This window comes from Desertibacillus haloalkaliphilus (assembly GCF_019039105.1).
GTDB classification, from domain to species: Bacteria; Bacillota; Bacilli; order Bacillales; family KJ1-10-99; genus Desertibacillus; species Desertibacillus haloalkaliphilus.
Window position 1 is genome coordinate 362,734 of sequence record NZ_JAHPIV010000001.1, and the last position, 21,699, is coordinate 384,432.

General features: G+C 40.6%; 17 protein-coding genes. 1 reads left to right on the forward strand and 16 read right to left on the reverse strand.

Features of this window, described 5'->3' with window-relative positions:
• Positions 1 to 14: 14 nt before the first annotated feature.
• The 9 genes from KH400_RS01715 to KH400_RS01755 all read right to left on the reverse strand — a co-directional run bounded on the left by KH400_RS01715 (position 15) and on the right by KH400_RS01755 (position 10,736).
• A complete protein-coding gene (locus KH400_RS01715; RefSeq protein ID WP_217221561.1) occupies positions 15 to 1,394 on the reverse strand; it encodes a sucrose-specific PTS transporter subunit IIBC in 1,380 nt (459 codons plus the stop codon).
• Positions 1,395 to 1,704: 310 nt separating this feature from the next.
• The gene (locus KH400_RS01720) at positions 1,705 to 2,532 is read right to left on the reverse strand and encodes a PRD domain-containing protein (protein WP_217221445.1); all 828 of its coding nucleotides are present in this window, start codon (positions 2,530 to 2,532) and stop codon (positions 1,705 to 1,707) included.
• A gap of 126 nt (positions 2,533 to 2,658) precedes the next feature.
• Positions 2,659 to 2,955 (reverse strand): DUF5634 family protein, encoded by a 297-nt coding sequence (locus KH400_RS01725; RefSeq protein WP_217221446.1) that lies wholly within the window; start codon positions 2,953 to 2,955, stop codon positions 2,659 to 2,661.
• Between the two features lie 139 nt (positions 2,956 to 3,094).
• Positions 3,095 to 3,292 (reverse strand): lipocalin/fatty acid-binding family protein, encoded by a 198-nt coding sequence (locus tag KH400_RS01730; protein ID WP_217221447.1) that lies wholly within the window; start codon positions 3,290 to 3,292, stop codon positions 3,095 to 3,097.
• A 128-nt stretch (positions 3,293 to 3,420) separates the two neighbouring features.
• Positions 3,421 to 4,671: an ATP-binding protein gene (locus KH400_RS01735; protein ID WP_217221448.1), complete on the reverse strand. Its 1,251-nt coding sequence runs from the start codon at positions 4,669 to 4,671 to the stop codon at positions 3,421 to 3,423.
• A 143-nt stretch (positions 4,672 to 4,814) separates the two neighbouring features.
• A complete protein-coding gene (locus tag KH400_RS01740) occupies positions 4,815 to 5,498 on the reverse strand; it encodes a Na-translocating system protein MpsC family protein (protein WP_217221449.1) in 684 nt (227 codons plus the stop codon).
• 209 nt (positions 5,499 to 5,707) lie between these two features.
• Positions 5,708 to 6,400, reverse strand: a complete 693-nt coding sequence (locus tag KH400_RS01745; RefSeq protein WP_217221450.1) for a Na-translocating system protein MpsC family protein — start codon at positions 6,398 to 6,400, stop codon at positions 5,708 to 5,710.
• Positions 6,401 to 6,683: 283 nt separating this feature from the next.
• Positions 6,684 to 9,437, reverse strand: coding sequence for a phosphoenolpyruvate carboxylase (ppc, locus tag KH400_RS01750; RefSeq protein WP_217221451.1), 2,754 nt, complete (start codon positions 9,435 to 9,437; stop codon positions 6,684 to 6,686).
• 531 nt (positions 9,438 to 9,968) lie between these two features.
• Positions 9,969 to 10,736, reverse strand: a complete 768-nt coding sequence (locus tag KH400_RS01755) for an inositol monophosphatase family protein (protein ID WP_217221452.1) — start codon at positions 10,734 to 10,736, stop codon at positions 9,969 to 9,971.
• Positions 10,737 to 10,988: 252 nt separating this feature from the next.
• Here KH400_RS01755 and KH400_RS01760 point away from each other — a divergent pair, with 252 nt between their 5' ends.
• Positions 10,989 to 11,993: an LLM class flavin-dependent oxidoreductase gene (locus tag KH400_RS01760; protein ID WP_217221453.1), complete on the forward strand. Its 1,005-nt coding sequence runs from the start codon at positions 10,989 to 10,991 to the stop codon at positions 11,991 to 11,993.
• A 108-nt stretch (positions 11,994 to 12,101) separates the two neighbouring features.
• Here KH400_RS01760 and KH400_RS01765 read toward each other — a convergent pair whose 3' ends face one another.
• From KH400_RS01765 to KH400_RS01795, 7 genes are all read right to left on the reverse strand, one after another.
• Positions 12,102 to 13,118 carry an LLM class flavin-dependent oxidoreductase gene (locus tag KH400_RS01765; RefSeq protein ID WP_217221454.1) on the reverse strand — a complete coding sequence of 339 codons (1,017 nt, stop codon included), beginning with the start codon at positions 13,116 to 13,118 and terminating at the stop codon, positions 12,102 to 12,104.
• Between the two features lie 18 nt (positions 13,119 to 13,136).
• The gene (locus tag KH400_RS01770) at positions 13,137 to 13,421 is read right to left on the reverse strand and encodes a DUF3219 family protein (RefSeq protein ID WP_217221562.1); all 285 of its coding nucleotides are present in this window, start codon (positions 13,419 to 13,421) and stop codon (positions 13,137 to 13,139) included.
• Positions 13,422 to 13,588: 167 nt separating this feature from the next.
• A complete protein-coding gene (locus tag KH400_RS01775) occupies positions 13,589 to 14,953 on the reverse strand; it encodes a methyl-accepting chemotaxis protein (protein WP_217221455.1) in 1,365 nt (454 codons plus the stop codon).
• Between the two features lie 470 nt (positions 14,954 to 15,423).
• Complete coding sequence (locus KH400_RS01780) at positions 15,424 to 18,381, reverse strand: EAL domain-containing protein (RefSeq protein WP_217221456.1); 2,958 nt, start codon at positions 18,379 to 18,381, stop codon at positions 15,424 to 15,426.
• A gap of 730 nt (positions 18,382 to 19,111) precedes the next feature.
• Positions 19,112 to 19,918: a hypothetical protein gene (locus KH400_RS01785; protein WP_217221457.1), complete on the reverse strand. Its 807-nt coding sequence runs from the start codon at positions 19,916 to 19,918 to the stop codon at positions 19,112 to 19,114.
• Positions 19,899 to 20,429 (reverse strand): RNA polymerase sigma factor, encoded by a 531-nt coding sequence (locus KH400_RS01790; protein WP_246589124.1) that lies wholly within the window; start codon positions 20,427 to 20,429, stop codon positions 19,899 to 19,901. Before KH400_RS01790 ends, KH400_RS01785 begins: the two co-directional genes overlap by 20 nt.
• Before the next feature lie 729 nt (positions 20,430 to 21,158).
• A complete protein-coding gene (locus KH400_RS01795) occupies positions 21,159 to 21,680 on the reverse strand; it encodes a CBO0543 family protein (protein WP_217221458.1) in 522 nt (173 codons plus the stop codon).
• Positions 21,681 to 21,699 lie beyond the last annotated feature (19 nt).

A 21,699-nucleotide genomic window follows, 5' to 3' on the forward strand; every position in this document is an offset into this window, starting at 1 on the left:
TAATCAACTTGTTTTTATTCGTCTTCTTCCTTAAATCCTAAAATCCACGTAGCAACAAACGCACCGACAATCGCAATGACTAAACCGATTAAATAATTGATGACATTGTCCATGCCGAGCGGTGCAGCAATGGCGATCATTGGAATACCTGTTAATCCATATGCATTTGCAACAACGTTTGTGAGGACGACATATCCACCACCGAGCGCACCACCAATCATCGCACCGATAAATGGCTTACGATATTTTAAGTTAACCCCGAAAATAACTGGCTCTGTAATTCCTAAGAACGCTGATAATGAGGCTGGTAAAGAAATTTCCTTTGTCTTTGCGAGCTTTGACTTGAAGAAGACTGCAAGTCCTGCTCCCCCTTGCGCAACGTTTGACATCGCCCAAATTGGTAGTAAGTAGTTGAAACCAAGGCTTGCAATTAAGCCGGCTTCAATCGCATGGAAGCTGTGGTGAACCCCTGTAATAACAATCGCTGAATACAATCCACCGAAGATTAACCCAGCAAAGACACCGCCATAATTATAAATAAGATTTAACACTTCAGTAATTCCGTCACCAATAAAGTTCCCAACTGGTCCAACAACTAGCATCGCAATAAATCCTGTTAAGATAACCGTTACAAACGGCGTAACAATTAAGTCAATCGCATTCGGTACAACCTTGCGTAGATTTCTTTCAATTTTACTCATAAACCAAACAACAAGTAACACAGGAATAACTGTCCCTTGATATCCGATTAAAGCGACATCAAACCCTAAGAACGTAATGTAATCTGGCGTTGCATCACCTAAAATCCACGGGTTTAAAAGAGCAGGGTGCGTCATGATTCCACCCATAACGGCTCCTAAATAAGGATTTCCACCAAATTCTTTGGCGGCACTAACACCGATTAAGATCGGTAAAATAATGAAGGCTGCACTAGAGAAAATATCTAAAAACACGATTAATGAGCTATCCGGCTCGACCCATTCAAATGCTTGCATCATCCCAAGAAGTCCCATCAATAAACCGCTTGCAACGATGGCAGGAATAATTGGTACAAAGATATTTGATAACGTTCTCGCAATTCTTGCAAATGGATTCATCTTCTTCTTAACAGCCTCTTTATGATCATCTGAATCATCATTTGTATCAATCCCAGCGAGCCCGGCAAATTCAGCAAAAACTTTATTTACCATTCCTGTTCCAAAAATAATTTGAAACTGTCCCGAGCTTAAAAACGCCCCTTTCACTCCATCTATTTTTTCAATTTCCTTTTTATCTGCCTTGTCATCGTCCGCTAACACAATCCGCAAACGTGTTGCACAATGCGTTGCACTGACAATATTTTCCTTACCACCTAATAATGGTAACAACTGCTTTGCACTTTCTTTTGGATCCATCATGAACAACCCTTTCTCCATTCCTATTCGATTGTTACCTTTACGAAGGTCTTCATCATGTAGTGGGAGTTTTTATCTAAAAATGTGCACCTTTTTAGCATTCATCCGTCTAACTACAAGACCAAGATTCAAAATGAGCGTAAAAAAAGACCTAAAATATACAAAGGTGGCCTCATTTCGATACAAAGGGGCCATTCCCTCATACATTTTAGGTCTTGCCTGCATAATCAGTAACAATCCTACAATATTCGTTTGGATATCTTATGATTAAGAGTCTACATTTTTCGATATTGGCTGTCAACAGGAATTCTTACACTTTTTCCATTAGCCTTTGAATATGAAGACTAATATAACCAATCTCTGAAACCGGAAACTTAACCTGATATTCGTCTTTTAAGTAAGCGGAAACCTGGGCGGCAATTGTATACGCCTGTTGATATTTTTCTTCGATCATAGCTAACATCTCAGCATCCATCGTATGAAATGGTTGTTTTGTTTCAATCCGATTTAAGGCAAAGCGGATGTGAGTCACAAGGCGCTGATAGGAAATCCCTTCTTCATCAAGCTTTTGATTGAGTTTCCGCTCAATCAACTGAATGACCTCATTGATCATCGTTGTTTGCTCAAGAGCATGGTGCATATTTTTCGTATGAATCTTTGCGGTATGAATATGAAGGGCGATATGTCCAGCTTCATCGATCGGCATATCGAGTTCGAGACGCTCGTTGATGAGATTTCTAGCCCATACTCCTATAGAAAATTCTTCTTTATATAAGGTCTTAATTTCATTCAATAGCTTGTTTTGAATCGGATACCCTTGCCGAAAACGTTCAATCGCAAACGAGATGTGATCACTAAGTGCAATATGAATGTGGTCATTAAGTGGAACTTGAAGCTGACCTTCAGCATAACTGATCACTTCTTCGGCAATTTCAATATGCTCTTCGGGCAATGTTGTTAACAAGTCTTGAAATTTTTGATTGCCTTCCTTCATAACAAAAATCTTTTCAATTTTTGTCTTGGTAATGATGTCGTTTTTCTTCTTTTGGAAGGCAATCCCATTACCCATCACAATCTTTTCATGCCCACTTTCCTTAACGACAACCGCATTATTATTTAATATCTTATTTATTCTCACGTTCGTTCAACTCCTAAGCCGGCACCCTTCTTTGGAAAACACAATCAGCATAGGTCATTGTAGCAAAATTACTCCCTGCTGAAAAACCATTTCCCTCACCTTTTTGCGGAGGTCATGAAAAAGGGCTTAAAGCTTGTCAGAAAACACCTCATCTAAGTTACTATAACCGATTTCTTCGCCGTGATTGCCTTGGACGATCCACTCAATTTTTTCGATCATCATTTCACCCTCTTCATTCTTTACATAAGGCAGGTGAATGGTATATTCTTTGCCACCCTTTTCAACTTTATAGCCAAAATAATAACGATCATCGTCTGCCGGCTGCTCGCGAATATCAATATCATCAAGGTTATACTTTTGCTTAATTGTATCTAAAGAATTCGTCATTGTATTTAGAATGGTATCTCGAGAAACATAGTCCATTATTTTTACTCCCTTTCCGTTAAGTTCATTCTTAGCTATGTCCAGAACAGAAAAAACCAACCCCACATAAAGCAGGGTTAGTTATGGGTTTATTGCTATATAAATGTAACCATTACGTTTCTTTCTCTACCTGCACATCTTATCCATTCATTGCTTGCTGTTGATCGATTTGATTGAGCAATTGAATAGCACGTTCGGATCCATTTTGAATACACCGTTTGCGGACTCTTTCTTTCAATTCATCATCCAACCTTCCGTAAAGCAAGATCGCCTTCGTCTCGTCGGATGTAACAATTTTGCGGTATAACTTTGAAAGCTTCCTCTCGTCCGTGTCCATGTTTAATCAATGAATCCCCTTTCTAAAATCATTTATTACATTCTATTTTAAGACGAATGCCTATATAGGTCAATAGGTATTTTTTGTGGCGGGGGTCTGACCCCTTTAAAACATCGATGGCAGTAGGCTCATCGACTCCATTGACCGTTATTTGATGAGGGGTCTGACCCCGGCAAAGCAATCTCAACAGTCGTTCCTTTGCCGACTTCACTTTCGATTTTTATCGTTCCTTGGTGATGTTCAATAATACTAAAGCACACCATCAAGCCTAATCCAGTGCCATTATCTTTCGTTGTATAAAATCTCTGCCCTAATTTCGCAAGCTTATCCTTTGGAATGCCTGGCCCTTGATCCTGACAGCTAATCACGACATGACCTTCTCTTTTAGAGACATGAAGCGTAATTATCCCAGTAGATGTCATCGCCTCGATCGCATTTTTTAAAATATTAATAAATACTTGCTTGAGTTTGTTTTCATCACAATTAACGGTAAGTTGCTCGGTTCCAGGTTCAAATGTCGTTTCTACTTCAATGTTATGAAGAATCGCTTGGGTATTTGCAATCGTGGTTACCGTGTTAATCATCGGCATCAATTGTTTTGATTCGAGTACCAACTCCCTTGGTTTCGATAACAACAGTAATTCACCAACGATCATACTAATGCGATCAACCTCTGAAATCATAATTTCTGTATAACTATTCGCCCCACTCTTTTTATCATTGGCCGTCAATTGAATGAAACCTTTTAAGCTCGTTAACGGGTTACGAATTTCATGAGCGATTCCGGCGGCAAGCTCGCCTATAACAGACAACTGTTCGACATGCTGAATCTGCTTCTGACTCTCTTCGAATTCGGCCATATTTCGAATTAACAAACACACCCATTCGCCTTTTTGTCTCGATGATATCGCATAATCAATTTCCACTTCTATTTCTTGCCCATGTAAATCAACCAAAATGGCTTGAGCCCTACCTGACTTTTCCTTTTGAGAAAAATTTAGATGCTCTTGCTCTGTGAAGATAAAATTATCAATGTTTTTTCCTAAGAGTTCTTGAGGGACCGGTCCTTGTAAAAGTGTTTGCGCTGCCCGATTCACCCACATGATCTTTCGGTCAGTTACAACAACGATCGCCGTTGATAATTGTTCCACTAAGCGGACATATGTCTTGTTCTCATCTTCTATCCTTGCTAACAATTGTTTACGCAACCATGCATAAAGCAGGAAAGCAACAACTATGAATAAAATCATAACACCAGCCTGTAGGCCTGCACTGAGCCTATCAAGGTAAACCACTGTCGTACCAAAACAAGCAAGATACGTAATCATGACTCCATATTCCATCAATCCTTGATTTCTCATTCGATTACTCCTGTTCATCAAAGGCCTCCTTAAACTTCTCGCACCATTTTGTACCCTAAAACGCCTTCAAGTCTGACACCAAATAAAAAAGACCTAACTTCTTACAGGTAAGAAGTTAGGTCATGAGCGGCGAAATCAATTTGATTTTCCTCAACATTTACCTATTTTAAGACAAAGCCTACTAAGGACTTGTCCTCTTTTATGTTCCAATCAATAAAAATATCAGAGATTTGCTTTTTAAAAATTTCTTCAAACTTACCATAACGATGAAAATAGCTCTTCTCTAACTCATCCTTTGTCACAATTAGTTCCTTTGTATACCCTTTTGAAATTAACGCTTTTTCGATCGGAACTAGTATCCCTTTTCGCTCGACTAAATAAAGCTTTTGGGATAGTGGGTATGTACTTAAATTTTCCGGTGCTTTTTGAACAAGTTGACTGATCCGAGCCGTTTCAAGTTCTAATCGTTGGCTGATATTCAGATCGGTCTCCGTCATTTGTTCTGTCTCAATTTCTTTTAAAACGAGAATGATCATACCTGAGTTATTAGGGAAATTCCAATCATGGTAATAATCCCCAACTTCAACATCGAGAGTGACTTGAACCACCCCCTTTAATTCCTCTAAAAGATGACCGATGACAACCGATCTTGCCGTATCAACATAATCCGATTGACCTTGCTGAAGTAAGACTTCTTCCATTGGTGAAATAAATCCACGTATGTATAGGACGAAATGACTTTTTCCGAATGTTGCCTGACATGACTCCGGGCCACGCCCAAAATTTCGTCGTAATAATTTACTCGTGTAACTACTGATATAATTGACTTGATCTTGTAATTCCACATCGATCCCTTCTTTCAGAGGGAACAACTAATTGATACCATTAAAGCATCAACCTGTGACATTGTACCACAAGCGATGCCTTTCTAACAATTTAACAAAGACCATTTTTAGAATATATTCAGAAAAGTTGCTCCCTTTATTTATAAAATAAGCTCTTTTTCCATCAATAGTGTACACATTTTCACGGAATCCATGTATGATTCAAATAATCATTTGAGAAAAAAAGTAATATAGCTTTTGTTTTTCTTATAATCCCAAAATAAAAATAACTCATCAACTGATTGACCGAATACATCTTCAAACATAGGCTTTTTCTTTTCAAATGCCGTTCGTATGTCTCGAAAACTTTCAATCAGGATATCAGAGTAACCTTTTTGGAACAACCTCGTTTCAATCGGTAACAACGTCCCCTTGCATTCAACAACATAGATGGAGCGCGATAGTTTTTTCACAAATAACTGGTCTGGTTCTCTATGTATGTCCGAACTAGCTTTTCGCACTTGTTCACCTAAAAGTTGATCCATTGTCCCTTCATCTTTAATCGCAGTCGGATGCTGTGAAGACACTTCATTCACTAACATAATCGCGCCGGTATTGGAGTCATAGTTCCAATCTTCGTGATAAGAATCAAATGTAATCCCATAAACACGTTCAACCTCATCAATAAAATCAGCAATAATTTTCTTGATAATAACCGATCTAAAGGTCGAGGCAAGATGGATCTCATTACTTTCTAATAGGACTTCCTCTGCTGGTGTCAAGAAATTCCGCACATGAACGAGCATGAGATTATCCTTAACAGTTGAAAAACATGTCTCTGGGCCTTTTCCGAAATGACGCTTTAATTTCTTGCTAAAGTAACTGCTTAAATATGTCAGTTCTTCTTGCTTGCTTTTTATCAATGCTTCTGTACCCCCTATAATCCCCTGCAATAAAAAAAGGCCTAACTTCAAAATATTTAGAAGTTAGGCCATGGGTAAGACTTCTATGTTAAAACATATCGTTCTTCCATTTACCATAAAAAAGGTCTATATCTTTTTTAAAACAACCACATTATGAATAACAAACTAATGACAGCTAGACATTAATCAAAGTAATCTTACCATAGAGAAATCTTAATATCAATCCACCAATTTCTCCTCGACTTTTTTCCTATAAAGCTTTTGGACAATCGGATCTATCAAATCAGCCTGTATTTCGTAACCCTGCTGCAATGCCACTAATTGTTAACAGCACTTCAATTAATAATTCATCTGGCTTTTCATCCGTATGACGCATTTCTTTCATCAACTCGACTTGTAAGAAGTTTAGTGGATCCACATATGGATTACGTCTACGAACCGATTCTTGAATGTTCGGTGCATGATCAAGCAATTCATCATCACCTGAAATACGTAAAAGAACTTCGCGTGTTCGCTCATACTCTTCCTTAATATTCGTATAGATTCGTTCTGCAACCACTTCATCTTCCACTAAGTTTGTGTATTCTTTTGCTGTTTTTAAGTCGGCTTTCATAAGCGCCATTTGTAAGTTGTTAATCGTTGAACGGAAGAACGGCCACTTCTCGTACATCGTTTTTAATAAAGTAAGGTTCTCTTCACTCTGTGCGGCAAATGATTGTAACCCAGTACCCGCCGCATACCATGCCGGAATTAATTGACGACTTTGCGTCCAAGCGAATACCCAAGGGATCGCCCGTAAATCTTCAAAACGATTGCTACCTTTACGCTTCATTGGGCGTGAACCGATATTGAGTGATGCCAATTCTCCCAGTGGTGTCGCCTGGTTAAAATAAGTGAGAAAATCGCTATCCGCAAAGACGAGCGATTGATATTTTTGGAGTGACTGTTTTGAAATCTCCTCCATCGCTTCTTCCCAGGCTTGTTCACGGTGGTGCGCTTGCTCTGTTGAGTGCGACACTTTTGCTGACGCTTCAAGTAAGGCTGAAGTCGCCTGCTCCAAGCTACGGTAAGCTATATCAGTTAGAAGGTATCGAGACGATAACACTTCCCCTTGCTCGGTAATCTTCACCCCATCACCTAACGTTTCGACCGGCTGTGATAGGATACTGCGATGTAGTGGACCACCGCCACGTCCTAATGAGCCACCACGTCCATGGAAAAACTTCAACCGGATATTAAACTCTTTTGCAATATCATGAATTTCTTGCTGTGCTTTAAACAGCTTCCAGTTGGCTGTTAACGTACCTCCATCTTTACTTCCATCGGAATAACCGAGCATGACTTCTTGATGGTTTCCAAGCTCAGTTAGATGGTTGCGGTAAACATCCATTTCGAAGAGAGATTTCATGATGTTTGGACCTGCGACGAGATCATCAACGGTTTCAAGTAGCGGTGCGACATTCAAGTGGCTTTCTACTTGACCATCAGCATGAAGGCGATAGATTCCTGCTTCTTTTGCTAACACGAGAACTTCAAGTAAATCACTTGCCGATTGAGTCATGCTGACAAGGTAGACTTCAATCGACTTGCGCCCAAATTCGTTGTGAGCTTGTCTAATCATATTAAACACGTTTAATAGCTTTTGTGTTTCCTTTGAATAATCTTCATTCAATAATAAAAGTGGTCGTGGATCTTTAAGGACATCCTCAAGGATCGCGATTTTTTCATCCTCACGTAAGCTCGCATAGTCGTCGGTAATATTGACAACCTTTAAGATTTCTGAGATCGCTGCTTCATGCTCACCACTATGGTTTCGAATATCTAATGTTGCTAAGTGGAAACCAAACAGCTTCACTTGACGGATGAATTTACGAAGGGTTTTCAGCTTGTGATGAGACGGCTGGTGTTGTTCAACACTGTCTTGAATCACTAGCAAATCTTCTAAAAGCTCATCGGCATGCTGATAGCCAACCGCTGACTTGCCGACATGCTTCAAACGTTTTAGGACAATCGCAAATTTACGGCGATAAACTTCCGTTTCCACTTGCCATACCTCATCTTGATCCATATATTGCTTCTCGTCTGCTTCAACCGATGTTCGTAAGTCATCGCTCACTGTTACCCTAGTCGTTGACTGGCTAAATCGCTTCATCAAATCTTTAATGACTTGCTTGTATTTTTTTAGGACCAGTGCACGTTGCCTGTTCAACGTTTCCCATGTTACCTCAGGAGTTACATTTGGGTTACCATCACGGTCTCCGCCAATCCATGAACCGAATGAAAGGAAGTTCGGAACACTCCATTCCGTATTCGGATAGTGTTCGTCCAATTGATCTTCTAACTCTTGGTGGATATCTGGTAAGACATCAAATAATGTTTCATCGAAATAATAGAGGCCATTTCTCACTTCATCGATAACGGTTGGCTTACGTTGGCGCAGCTCCTCTGTTTGCCATAGCGCTGTTACTTCATTAAATAAGCTCTCCTCTAATTTTTTACGTTCACTTTTCGTTAGCAATGGATGGTCCAATTGTTGTAAAATTGTTGAAATTCGCTTTTGAACCTCTAGGATCGTTCGCTTCGTAGCTTCTGTCGGGTGTGCAGTGATGATTAATTCTAGTGAAAGATCATTTAACACTTGCTGAACAACCTCTTCAGAAACCTTATGTTCTTTTATTGATTCAACCGCACTTTCTAGTGAAAACGGTTGGCTCACCCCATCCTCTTCTAATTGATATTGTCTACGACGACGAATCCGATGGTTTTGTTCTGCAATATTCACAAGGTGAAAGTACGTTGAAAACGCTCGAATCACTTGCTGACGCATCGGAGGCTTAAGGTTGCTAATGTCTTTTTTTAGCTTCTGATACGTATCTTCATCATAGCTTTTACGTAGTTGAATCGTCGTTTTTCTTAATTCCTCAACCTTATTTAACAATGGGACTCCACCATGGTGGACGAGAATTTCACCTAAAATATTCCCTAGTTTTTTCACGTCATTTCTTAGTACTGTGCTGTTATCATCTAAGTTTATCATCGATTCACCCTTCCTAAAAAATTATCATAGTCACTAGGGACAGAATTAGTCCCTTTAGGACATTGAGTGTCCCTTAAGAAATAAAATGTTTTACGGATATAAAATTTCTTTCTATCATAACAGAAAATTGCATAAATAGCGAATAATCTTTTAGACGATTGCGCAAATTCACTAAACTCGAACGCTTAATTACGGTTCGTTTTAGAGTGTACACCACTAGAGAAGTCACTACTCGTTCATTTATAAATTTGTCACGCCCGTATAGGAGATGGGATCCTGAGGTGAGGGGATGACGGACTTTTCTTTGCTCTTCTCGCCCCGTTTTGTCCTTCATCGTGCTTATGAAAGACATATGACGTTCGACTTCGAGTAATAGACGCTTAGTAAAGGATTTCGATGAAAGCTGCATCGGAAGGTCTTCTTTTGTTCAAAAAGGGCTGCCCCATTATCATCTATGGACCAGCCCTAACATTTTATTCAATTAAATACTGCGTTAGGTCACGAACAAACGATGCGTCCTTCTCAGTAAAACTATAACAAATCTTGAAGCTCAGTATAAATTGGCTCGTTACCGACAAGCACAAAATAACCTTTTTCTTGCTTCACTTTTTGGACTTTCCCACCTGCTTCTTGAACGAGAAGCAATCCGGCTTCAAAATCCCACGGGTTGATTTTATATTCCCAATAGCCATCGAAACGTCCGGATGCGACTTGACATAGGTCGATCGCTGCACTTCCCGTGCGGCGAACTCCTCCTACTTTTAAGATGACTGCATTAAATTCCTTCACATTGTTTTGCGGGTCTGTGGCGCGATCATACGGGAAACCGGTCGCCACGACAGCTGCTTTAAGGTTGTCTGTTTGTGATACTGAGATTGGATTTCCATTAAGATATGCACCTTCACCCTTCATTGCTTCATAACACTCACCGAGCTTTGGCGCATAAACAACACCGATCACCGTCTCACCTTTATATTTTAAAGCAACTGAGATACAAAACATCGGAAATTGGTGAGCGTAATTAACAGTCCCATCAATAGGGTCGACTACCCATTCATAGTCCGATGCTCCTTCATGAAAGTCTTGCTCTTCCGTTAAAATCGAATGATCTGGATAGCTCGCTTTAATTTTTTGCCTTAAAAATTCATCCGTCCACACATCAACTTCAGTAACAAGATCAATTGTCGATGACTTGCTTTTTACTTCCATCGGCTGATCTAATCGCTTTACTTGCTCTGCCCCAGCTTCTTTTACCCATTCTTTGATGTTTGCTATGATTTGCTTCCACTCCGCGCTCACATGTACCTCCACCTTTTCCTAAAAATTTATTTATGTATATCGATTCTTCGTTCGCTTTTGATCATAGCAAAGTCCCTAGGGCAACGCAAAACAGGAAAGTATTATACGTTGGATGCCATTAACAGAAATGACAAACGATAAGCGTAGATGCAAATGACGAACAGGCAAAATCAGTGCGTCACCTGTTTGAAACATGATACTCTTTACGAGAGACAACACATATAAGCTTTTTTATATAGAAGGAGGAACACCATGTCCACAAAACAACTGCAAGACATTGAGCTCTCAATTCTAGATCTCGCGCCGGTGTTAGAAGGAAGCACACCAGCGGAATCATTCAAAAACAGTCTAACGCTCGCACAACGCGCTGAAGAATTGGACTATCATCGTTTTTGGCTTGCTGAGCACCATAGCATGCCAGGGATCGCCAGTTCAGCGACGTCGCTTGTGATAGGTTACATTGCAAATGGAACGTCAAAAATCCGCGTTGGTTCTGGTGGAATTATGCTTCCAAATCATGCGCCACTCGTGATTGCAGAGCAATTTGGAACGCTAGAATCAATGTATCCTGGCCGAATTGATTTAGGGCTTGGACGAGCACCAGGAACCGATCAAATGACCGCTCACGCTCTAAGACGTAATCATCATAGTGATGGGAGTGAATTTCCAGAATTAGTCGCTGAACTACGCTCTTATTTAAACCCAACATCACGAAATTTAGTTCGGGCAATTCCTGGGGAAGGTTTAGATATTCCGATTTGGTTACTTGGCTCAAGTGGATTTAGCGCACGTCTAGCCGCTAAGCTCGGGCTGCCATTTTCATTTGCAAGTCACTTTGCACCAGATTACCTCTTGCCAGCGTTGCAGTTATATCGTGATCAATTCCAACCGTCCGACGTGCTTGATGAGCCATATGCGATGATTGGGGTGAATGTCATTACTGCTGATACAGATGAAAAAGCGGCTTGGCTTGCGACATCACAGGAACAACAATTCCTAAACGTTATCCGTGGTGAGCCTGGTATGTTACGCCCGCCAGTTGAGGATATTCACCAGCATTGCCATCCGAATGAAAAAGCGATGGTTGATAAGATGCTTCACTATTCGGTCGCAGGAAGCCAACGTACTGTAACCAATAAGCTGCAGCAATTCCTTGATGAGACACAAGCAGACGAGATTATTATTAATTCGAACATCTATGATCAACATGAACGTATCCGCTCTTATGAACTACTAGCAGAAGCGGTGAAAGCGTAGGTGTTGGGGGGTCAGGCACCATGTTTGGACATTTCACCTTCATTTGTCCGCCTGGTATGAACATTTAACAGTAAAATGGCTTAGAATCTAACATATTGTGTGAAATGTTTAATGGGGGTCTGACCCCAGGACAAGGACATCCCCTGCTATTAATCGATATGATTCGTACTTATCCTTAGGATCGTAGGTAATTGTGACGATCATCACCTCATCAGCTTGATACTGAGTAAATACATCGGTGAGCTGTTGCCGGACGGTAGCAGGGTCACCGATAACCATTCTAGCTTTCCTTCTTTCTAATGTTTGTTTCTCTTTCTCACTCAAGTGAATCTGCTTGGCATCCTCAATCGATGGTACACCATTGAGCCCTTCACCACTGTCACTTTTTATCGACCAAATTAACGAACTTAACGCAATCTCCTCGGCTTTTGCGGTTGTTTCTGCGCAAACTACAGACACCGTAACGATCGTTTTTGGTTGTTGCCCTTCTGTTCGTGGTTTGAACGTTTCACGATAGCGTTTTACAATTTCTATACCATCCTTCGTACTCATAAATTGGCCAAATGTATAATTGATTCCGTATTCGGCCGCTAGTTCAGCGCTTTTAGTACTTGTCCCAAGTAACCACGGCTGCACCGGTTTAGGTGGCAGTGGCGTTGCTGAGACTTGTTCAAATTCATGACCTTCTGGAAAGCGATCATCTAGAAAACACAGGAGTTCTTGAACGTCCTTTGGCATGTCCCAAACATTTTGTAGGAAGTGATCAGATAACGCATTCGTGGCTTCTGCTGATCCTCCCGGTGCCCGGCCGATGCCAAGGTCAATTCTGTCTGGGAATAGCGTTGCTAACATATGAAACTGTTCAGCGACTTTATACGGCTTATAATGGGGGAGAAGCGTTGCCCCAGAGCCGATGCGAATCGTATTCGTATTCGCCCCAAGATAAGCCAACATCACCTCAGGCGCTGAGCAGGCGAGACCCGGCAAATCATGATGTTCAGCGATCCAATAACGTGTATAGCCTAGCGTTTCACCAAGTTGTGCGAGCTTTAAGGCTACCTCAAGCGCTTCTTTTGGTGTCTGATTCGCTGAAATCGGTGCTTGGTCCAAAATACTTAATTGCATACGTCGATCCCCTCTTTCCTAAGCCTTAACCTCGCGTAATGTTAGGTGATATTCGCTGACTTGACCTTTTTCGTATAGGTTCGTCATTGACGTTGAATATTGCTGAATCGATGCCTGACATGATAACGATTTCTGCGGAACTTCTATCGTAAATGTCCCTTTATACAACAGTGTCGTTACCTCGTGGTATTCTTCACTTGTAACATCAAAAACAACGCTAATTTGCGTTAAGCCGTCAACCTCTTCTTGGTTGTAGCTTTTTAATTGAAAAGGTCGCCCATTAATTGTTATTTCTGTTACAATCCCTTGTTGTCTCATCCGTGTCTGTTCACCTCCATCTTTTACCTAAGGCTTGTGAGTAAACATGCTTCCTCGTCTATTCACCCATACTAGCGCACTCCGCCACTGAACCACACACAAAAGCCCCCTTTCCAAAATCATAGCACTTGCATAGGAAAGGGGGCAAATCGTTAAGAAACTTTGAACTTGCGGATCATTTGATTTAATTGGGAAGACATTTCATTTAATGCATCAATGCTTTCAGCAACGGTAGACATTGACTCCGTCGTTTCTTCAACGGTCGCTGACACCTCTTCGGTATTTGCACTCGTGTTCTCAATAAACGATGCAAGTGATTGAATCAGACTGACAATTTTTTCTGATGTGATGACCTCTTCATCGGTCACATGAACAATTTCATTTATATCTGCCACCGACATTTTTACTGCCTCTACAATCGCATCTAACGACTGACCGGATGCCTCAACAGAAGCAACACCACTAGCTACTTCACTGCTACTCTCTTCCATTGCTTGAACAGTCTGTGACGTTGTTTCAGAGATCTGCTTCACAAGCCCAGATACTTTATTTGCACCGTCATTTGATTGTTCAGCTAACTTTCTTACTTCATTTGCAACGACAGCAAAGCCTTTTCCAGCTTCACCGGCACGTGCCGCTTCAATCGCTGCATTTAATGCTAATAGGTTCGTTTGTTCCGCAATAGATGTAATCATGTCAATGATAACCGTAATCTCTTTGGAGTATTCGTCAAGACTTGAAATGAGTTGTTTTGTTTCATCTGTTCTTGATTTGATACTCGCCATTTTTAAACTCACTTCTTCAGCAGCAACTTTCCCTTCGGTAGCAGACTGGAGAGTGTTCTGGGAGTTCACATCTGCAGAACTCGCCTTCCTTTTCGCCGTGTTAATAAGGGTTGAAAGCTCATCCAATGACTGTGATACATCTGTAACGGCTTGGTTTCCCCCTTCAGCTCTCGTAGCTAAATCCGTGACCGTCTCCGAAATCTCGCGTGCCGATGCAGAAACTTCTTCAGACGAGGCCGCCGCTTCCGCAGTCGAACTTGCAATTTGACCAGTTGCCTGATGGATATTTGTGGTTACTTGTTGAAAATTTATTAATAGATGATTAAATGCTTCAATCAGTTGATTAAATTCATCGTTTGTCTTTACTTCCAGACGTTTTGTTAAATCAAACTGACCATCGTCTTGTAAGCTATTCAGTTGATCGATCATGTCATTCACTGGCTTTAATACAAACCGTCTGACGCCAATACCAATAACTATAATCATAATAATTAAGTTAACAATGATCGTAAAATACGTTTGCAAAATTGTATTAATACCTTCACCGAGAAAATCTAGCATGCCCGACTGGAAGACGAGATACTGTACATAAGTGAGTGGCGCGCCAATCAGCAAGCTAAATAACATAGCTGCAATAATTAGGAGCGTCAGCTTTTTACCTATTGTCCAAGTAAGCTTCTTTTTAACGTTCATATGGTTTGCGTTTTGCTTAACATCTGATTGATTGCTCATAACTCCAACATCCACTCCTACGAAAGCTTATTAAAACTTGTTGCTTACAGCTATTGACGATTCCTACTACCTTCTAAAACATCCAGCGACTAGAAAAAGTGGCCGCTAACTGCGCCCACCACAAAAGTCTTCAACGTCTTAGCTCATTGATGGATTGTTATTTACTAGCATCTAGCTATACCTATCCATGATAGGTATACTATGATTATAATACGATCCACATAAAACAAACGATGGGAATTTGTGACATATTTCACAAACAGAACCAACTTGAAGCAACATAAATAGTTGTTCAGGATAATTTATACTGAAATGGTAGTAGGATTTCAGCCTCGTGTCAATGGTAATAATAAGAATTTTCGTGGCCAAAACCATACAATTACCCAATTATATAAAGGGAGACCGGGACAAAAGATTGTTTTTTTACCTTTTGTCCCGGCCTCGACTAGTTTTGTCCCGACTCTGTTAAATCATTCTTCTCTTTTAAAATAAGACATTCTTCCTTCATGAATAAAATCACAGTCTGGATGCAATGGATTTTTTTTCAAATCTAATGTCAGCTTATTGAATAGCGGAGCCAACTTGTCGCGTTCTTTTTCAGTCGTGATGAACTGAAGGCCATATTGGAACAAGTCTTCATGGGCCTCCTGCTTCCAGACGATAAAACCACGAACAGATATTTCTTCGCCTAGAATTTTCGTTGTAAATTCCAAAATAACATCTGAGCGCACCGGGAGATTGATCTCTGCTGTAAAGCGAAGCCCACCTAAACTCATGTCCTCAATTAAAGACCTCGATTTCCCTAGTTGTACATTGTTACCTTTAAACTGGACAATGGTCATCGTTGAAGCTAAAGGATTTGTAAAATTAATACGGTAAAACTTACGGCGATTTTCGATTTGTGTTTTTGCTGCTAGTGCCGATGTTGCTTTTAGAATTTTGTTTTTCAGCATCGGTGCAAAGCGAGCTGCCGGTACGGATTTACTATAAATATACCCTTGAATGAGCGGACATTCTCGTTGGCGAAGGAATGTCAATTGTTCATTGGTTTCCACCCCTTCGGCGACAACGGTGAGCTCAAGCTCATCCGCTAATACGAGTAGGCTTTTTATGATCCCTCTCGTTTTTTTATTATCCTCTGTCAGGTTGGCAATAAATGATTTATCAAACTTAAATGAATCTATATCTAATTCATTTAAATAGGAAAGCGATGAGTAACCGGAGCAAAAGTCATCAAGTGAAAGCTTTATCCCTGCTTCCTTTAACTCCTTGACAACGCTCTTCGCTGTTTCGATATTTTTTATGATGGTTTCTTCAGTGATTTCAAGCTCAATCCATTTCGGGTCGATTCCTGTGTTTTTGATGACTGCGAAAACGTCACTTACAAACCCCGGCATAAGCAGTCGATTCGGTGATACATTAATCGAGATTGGAACCAGTTCATACCCTTGTTTCTCCCAGATGTTAATTTGCTGGCAAACTTGCTCAAACACCCAATCACTCATTCGAGTATTAAGACCACTCTCTTCTGCCAATGGCAAAAATTCAGCAGGAGAGACTTGGCCCCACTCTGGATGCTCCCAACGAATTAAAGCTTCAGCCCCTTTAATCACCTCAGTTTTTGGATCAACTTTTGGTTGGTATTCAAGAAAAAACTCGTCGTTCATAAACGCTTTTCGCAAATCCTTTTCTAAAGAATACTGCTTGAAGGATTCAATATTTAGAACCGGTGAAAACACATTCCATGCGCTAGTTCCATCTTCCTTTGCCTTATGTAGGGCTATACTGGCATTTTTGAACAAGCTTTGAGCGTCTTTGCCATCAATCGGGTAAAAGCTGATTCCAATGCTCGTTGTCACATATAGCTCATAGTCCTCAACAAACAACGGCTTTTCAATGGTATTTATGATCGACTTTGCAAGTTCAAATGTCTCTTCTGTACTCTTGATGTTTGGGAGCCCTAAGGCAAATTCGTCACCACCGATTCGAGCTAGGAACGCTTTTTGCTCAACCGTCTTATTTAAACGATTCGAGATAAGCGTTAACAGCTGGTCGCCTACCTCATAGCCTAACGTATCATTAATAAACTTAAACCGCTCCAAATTTAAATGAAGAACAGCGAAACGTTTTTGGCCTGAAGCCATCCATTCATCTAATTTCTCAATAAACGTTTGTCGGTTCGGCAATTTCGTCAGTTGATCATAGTGTGCTAGGTAATCAAGCAACAATTCGGTTGACTTTTGCTTCGTAATATCGGATACAACGCCATCTAAACGGATGACATTGCCGTCATCGTCAAAGACAGGATTGCTTTGATTATCGATCCATTTTTCCTCATTTTTAGCGTTAATAATTCGGTACTGATGGCGAATGCTTTGGCCTTCTAGCATCTTTTTCACATTTGCATCTACTTTTCCACTATCGTCCGGATGAACATATATGGTCCAGCCTTTGTCCTTACTCTTTAGCGTATCAGCATCTGTCGCAAAGATTCTTTCCATCCCTTTTGAAGTGACCGTTAACTTTTCACTGATCACGTCATATGACCATATCCCAACGTCTAGGTTGTTCGTGATCAGCTCTAATTGGCCCGATTGTTCTTTCACTGTTGATTCGATTTGTTTCTTTTCAGTAATATCTTGAATCGTCCCAAACAGACGTACAACTTGTCCATTTTCATCGGTAATTGGCTCAGCGCGAACGAGGACTTCTCTCACTTGTCCATCGCGCCGAACGATTCGATGTTCAAATATTTTACTTTCTATCTCATCTATCGATCGTTCAATGGTTTGGTCAACCAACTGGCGGTCATCTGGATGTATAAACGACATAAGCGTTTCTACGTTAGGCGTTACGCTTGCTGGATCAGCGATCTGAAAGATTTCATAGATTTGCGTCGACCAGATACCTCGGTCATTTTTTATATCGTAATCCCAGCTACCGATGTTTGCTACCTTCTCTGCCTCATCTAAATAGCGTTTGACAGCGAGAAGTTCACTTTCCTTCGTTCGTAGGTCTGAGAGGTCTTTTGCAACAGCCTGGACAGCCTCGACTTCCTCATCAACCATGACCGGAATAAGCGTAATCTCGACATCGACTCTTTTCCCAGAATGGTGTATTACCGTAAATGTTCCAGTTGTCGGCTGCTTGGCGAATACTTTGTACCAATGGTATTCAAATTTCTCATGGTCATCAGATGCAATATAATGCTGTAGCGTCTGCTTTAAATCCTTTAAATGGTAGCCAAACTGCCTAGTAAAAGCCTGATTGATCGAGAGAATCGACCCTTGTTCTGCGACTGTGAAAACAGGATCAGGATAGTGGTTAAGTGCTTCGTTCACCAAAAGAAGGTTTTGGTCTATATCCGTCGTTTGCTTAGTACCTTTATCATCAAACTTTCTACTTGAAAATAAATCTCGTATGTTCATTCTTAACCACCTCAACCTGTCTTCTTACTTAATATGTAAATTTATATTACCATAGTATTACTAATCTTCACAGACCACTTTTTATATTTTCTACGTTATCTATGTTGTAAATATTCTTAAACTGAAGTGACAACCTGATATCACGACAATTACACCAATAAGGCATGTCTTTTTAGCTAACAAACGATAGAAAAACCTTATTTTAAAACAGTAGATTTGCACCCTCACTTTCTTAGTATTCCCTTTTGGACAAATGAATATCAACGAAGTGAACGATCCTTACCGGTGCTTCTACCACTTCAGAGGGGGCAACCCTTTACGTAATCAAAGGCGGTGCGAGTAAGCTTACTTCTATGACTTTTCCTCATTGCTAGCACACTCCGCCCCTTGACCTTCCTCGAACCTACTTCTCTTCCTCGGTGAGTTGACCCTTAAACTTAATCCTAAGGCGGTGCGAGTAAGCTCACCCCTATGACTTCTCCTCATTGCTAGCGCACTCCGCCCCTTGACCTTCCTCGAGCCTACTTCTCTTCCTCAGTGAGCTAACCCTTAAACTTAATCCTAAGGCGGTGCGAGTAAGCTTACTTCTATGACTTTTCCTCATTGCTAGCGCACTCCGCCCCTTGACCAAAAAAAAGCGATCCCGTTACAGAATCGCTCTCTCTTCTAGTTAGTGAAAATGATGTTAAATTGCCAGCAGACACCAAACCGATCACTCAGCAAATGTAGGCTATAACCCTGATAAATCAATAAAGCGAGCCATTTCAAGGATTTCTTCTTCTGATAGTCCTTGTGCTGTCACTGTAAACAGATAGGGGTCCGTTATGATATAAAGTGAGTGATAAGCTAAGGGTTCGCCATCACTAAAAAGGATCGCTGGGTGGTCAAGAACGGACAATTCTTTAATTACTTGATCTGGACTCATCTGCCGTTTTAATTGCGCTATCATCTCTTCTTTCGTCCCTGTCATTTCGGTTTGTTTAAAGCCTATATAACGATCATTATCTAGTATATAATCAACAGTGCTTGTTACGACACCATCTGGATCTTCAAACGTATGCATAGTTGCAGGCTCATGATGTTCGTTCGGCATTGATTGTGGTAAGCGCAGATCCATTTCCAGTTCTACGTCTACATGTGCTTCAGCTGCAGGATTAGCACGTGCTAGATCCTTATCTTCACTAAATGTCGCAAATGTTTCCTGCTCAGTTGCTTCCTGACCATGATGGTGACCGGCGACTGATTCTTGTTGAAGACCATCTTCCTCTACCCCCATGAGTGATTGATCATGACGATCGAGATCAGGAGAAAAGGCGTTATAACCAATAAACGCGACGAAAAGGACCGCAACGATACTAGGTGCCAAAATAAACCGCCTTATTCCTCTTCGTTTCGGAGGGGTCGTGTCTTCTAGTTCAAGACTCGTGAACAGCTCTGTTTGCAGACGCTGTTTTCGCTCTTGATTCCAATTGATGTTTTGATCAAGCTGCTGTAGTGATTTTTCTAAATCGTTGGATTTATCCAGTTGTTTTCTCATGGTGATCGCCCTCCTTTACCATTTGTTTTTCTAATGCTGTCATCGCCCTGTAGAGGGTCGTCTTCACTTTACTTTCCGACCAATTTAAAATTTCAGTTGTCTCTTTTGTACTAAACCCCTTTATTTTGCGAATAATAATCACTTCACGATAAGCTTGTTTTAAATTTCCTAACGCCTGATATAGTTCATGAGAGTTTTCCTTTAACTCAACAATTTCATCAGGGGTAGGCCCTGAATCTTTGTTCGCAGCAAGGATTTCTTTAATAACATGAATCGGTTTCTTCTTCCGGATGTAGTCGACCGTTACATTATGCGCAATGCTAAACAGCCAAGTTTTCGGATTCGACTTCTTTTGGAAGGAATGATAATTTCGATAAGCTTTTATAAACGTATCATGGGTTAAGTCTTCTGCTTGATGATGATCATGAATCATCATCAAAATGTATTTGAAGATCGAGTCACTGTACTCGTTATACCAATCGCTAATTTCTCTTTTTATGTTAGCTGACAAAACAACCTTCTCCTCTATAGTGAATTCATCATTTAGACGTATCTTCTAATAAAAACGTTACAGTCGACGTAGTGGGGACAATGTAGAGGGCGGTGATTCCATTACAGAGTCCGATGTAACTTATATATTTCTTATCTCTCCTAAATGTCCCTTTAGTTCTATACTAGTATTACAAGCAGGAGGTACTAAAGAAAGGACAAACACCCCTCGAGCTTTTCTCCCTCGTTTTGTCCTTCATCAGCTTTATGAAGGACATTTCTCTAGATTTTCTCCCTCGTTTTGTCTTTCATCAGCTTTATGAAGGACATTCCTCTAGATTTTCTCCCTCGTTTTGTCTTTCATCAGCTTTATGAAGGACATTTCTCTAGCTTTTCTACATCATTTTGTCTTTCATCAGCTTTATGAAGGACATTCCTCTTCCTTACTTCGTCCAAGCGGGCACGTATCAAACCTTTCACCTTTTCAACATCCGTAACCACAACAAAAAGAAAGATGGCTTCCCCCGACGAGCAAGACCGAAACGGTGGCAACCGTTTGCGGCGACGACAGTCGACGTAGTGGGAACAATGCAGAGGGCGAGCGGACCCACTCATAAGAATGGCGGTCCAGGTAGCACTTCTTAGCCACATATAAAAAGCGATCCCATGCCACGAGATCGCTTGTACTAATTACCAAAATTTTATTATACCTAAACAGCTCATGACTGACTAGATCAAAAAAGGAATTCACTCATTGCCCTCTCTCCTCAACAGGCACATGAACCGGAACGTCAAATAACCAAATAAAAGTCACAGCAATTAAAGCTGCCAAAACATACGCAACCAAAGGCTTTCGCTCATGTAATTTAAACAAAGGGAACATAAAACACAAAAAGAAAACTGACCACCAAAATGACCAACCATATTGATATTCAATATGACCTGTCAATGAAAATACATACTCCCATACAGCATAAATCGCAATCCACTGAATGTTATGAAGTACCTGTTTTATCAACCCTTTTGGATAATTCCCGAGGAAAAGAATAATCGTTGCCGGGAAAACGATAAACGTATACAACATCTCCGTCAGCGTATGATTTGAAATAAAATCAGCATCCATTCGCCACAGAAAGTAATTCGCTGTCAAAAAATTATACGCAAGGTTCCCAAGCGCATAAAAAAGCATTGTTGTATGGTATTTTTCCCAATTGCGCCAATCTCCCCAGAAATAAACGGCAATAATACTAATAATCGCAGTTAGTACATGCATCGAACGAATTTCCTTCCAT

Excerpts from the sequence above, each read along its gene's own strand:
- KH400_RS01795 (WP_217221458.1), bottom strand. The coding sequence starts at position 21,680 with ATGCATGTACTAACTGCGATTATTAGTATTATTGCCGTTTATTTCTGG.
- ppc (WP_217221451.1), bottom strand. The coding sequence starts at position 9,437 with ATGATAAACTTAGATGATAACAGCACAGTACTAAGAAATGACGTGAAA.
- KH400_RS01735 (WP_217221448.1), bottom strand. The coding sequence starts at position 4,671 with ATGAACAGGAGTAATCGAATGAGAAATCAAGGATTGATGGAATATGGA.
- KH400_RS01760 (WP_217221453.1), top strand. The coding sequence starts at position 10,989 with ATGTCCACAAAACAACTGCAAGACATTGAGCTCTCAATTCTAGATCTC.
- KH400_RS01765 (WP_217221454.1), bottom strand. The coding sequence starts at position 13,118 with ATGCAATTAAGTATTTTGGACCAAGCACCGATTTCAGCGAATCAGACA.
- KH400_RS01725 (WP_217221446.1), bottom strand. The coding sequence starts at position 2,955 with ATGGACTATGTTTCTCGAGATACCATTCTAAATACAATGACGAATTCT.
- KH400_RS01775 (WP_217221455.1), bottom strand. The coding sequence starts at position 14,953 with ATGAGCAATCAATCAGATGTTAAGCAAAACGCAAACCATATGAACGTT.
- KH400_RS01730 (WP_217221447.1), bottom strand. The coding sequence starts at position 3,292 with ATGGACACGGACGAGAGGAAGCTTTCAAAGTTATACCGCAAAATTGTT.
- KH400_RS01785 (WP_217221457.1), bottom strand. The coding sequence starts at position 19,918 with ATGAGAAAACAACTGGATAAATCCAACGATTTAGAAAAATCACTACAG.
- KH400_RS01715 (WP_217221561.1), bottom strand. The coding sequence starts at position 1,394 with ATGGATCCAAAAGAAAGTGCAAAGCAGTTGTTACCATTATTAGGTGGT.
- KH400_RS01780 (WP_217221456.1), bottom strand. The coding sequence starts at position 18,381 with ATGAACATACGAGATTTATTTTCAAGTAGAAAGTTTGATGATAAAGGT.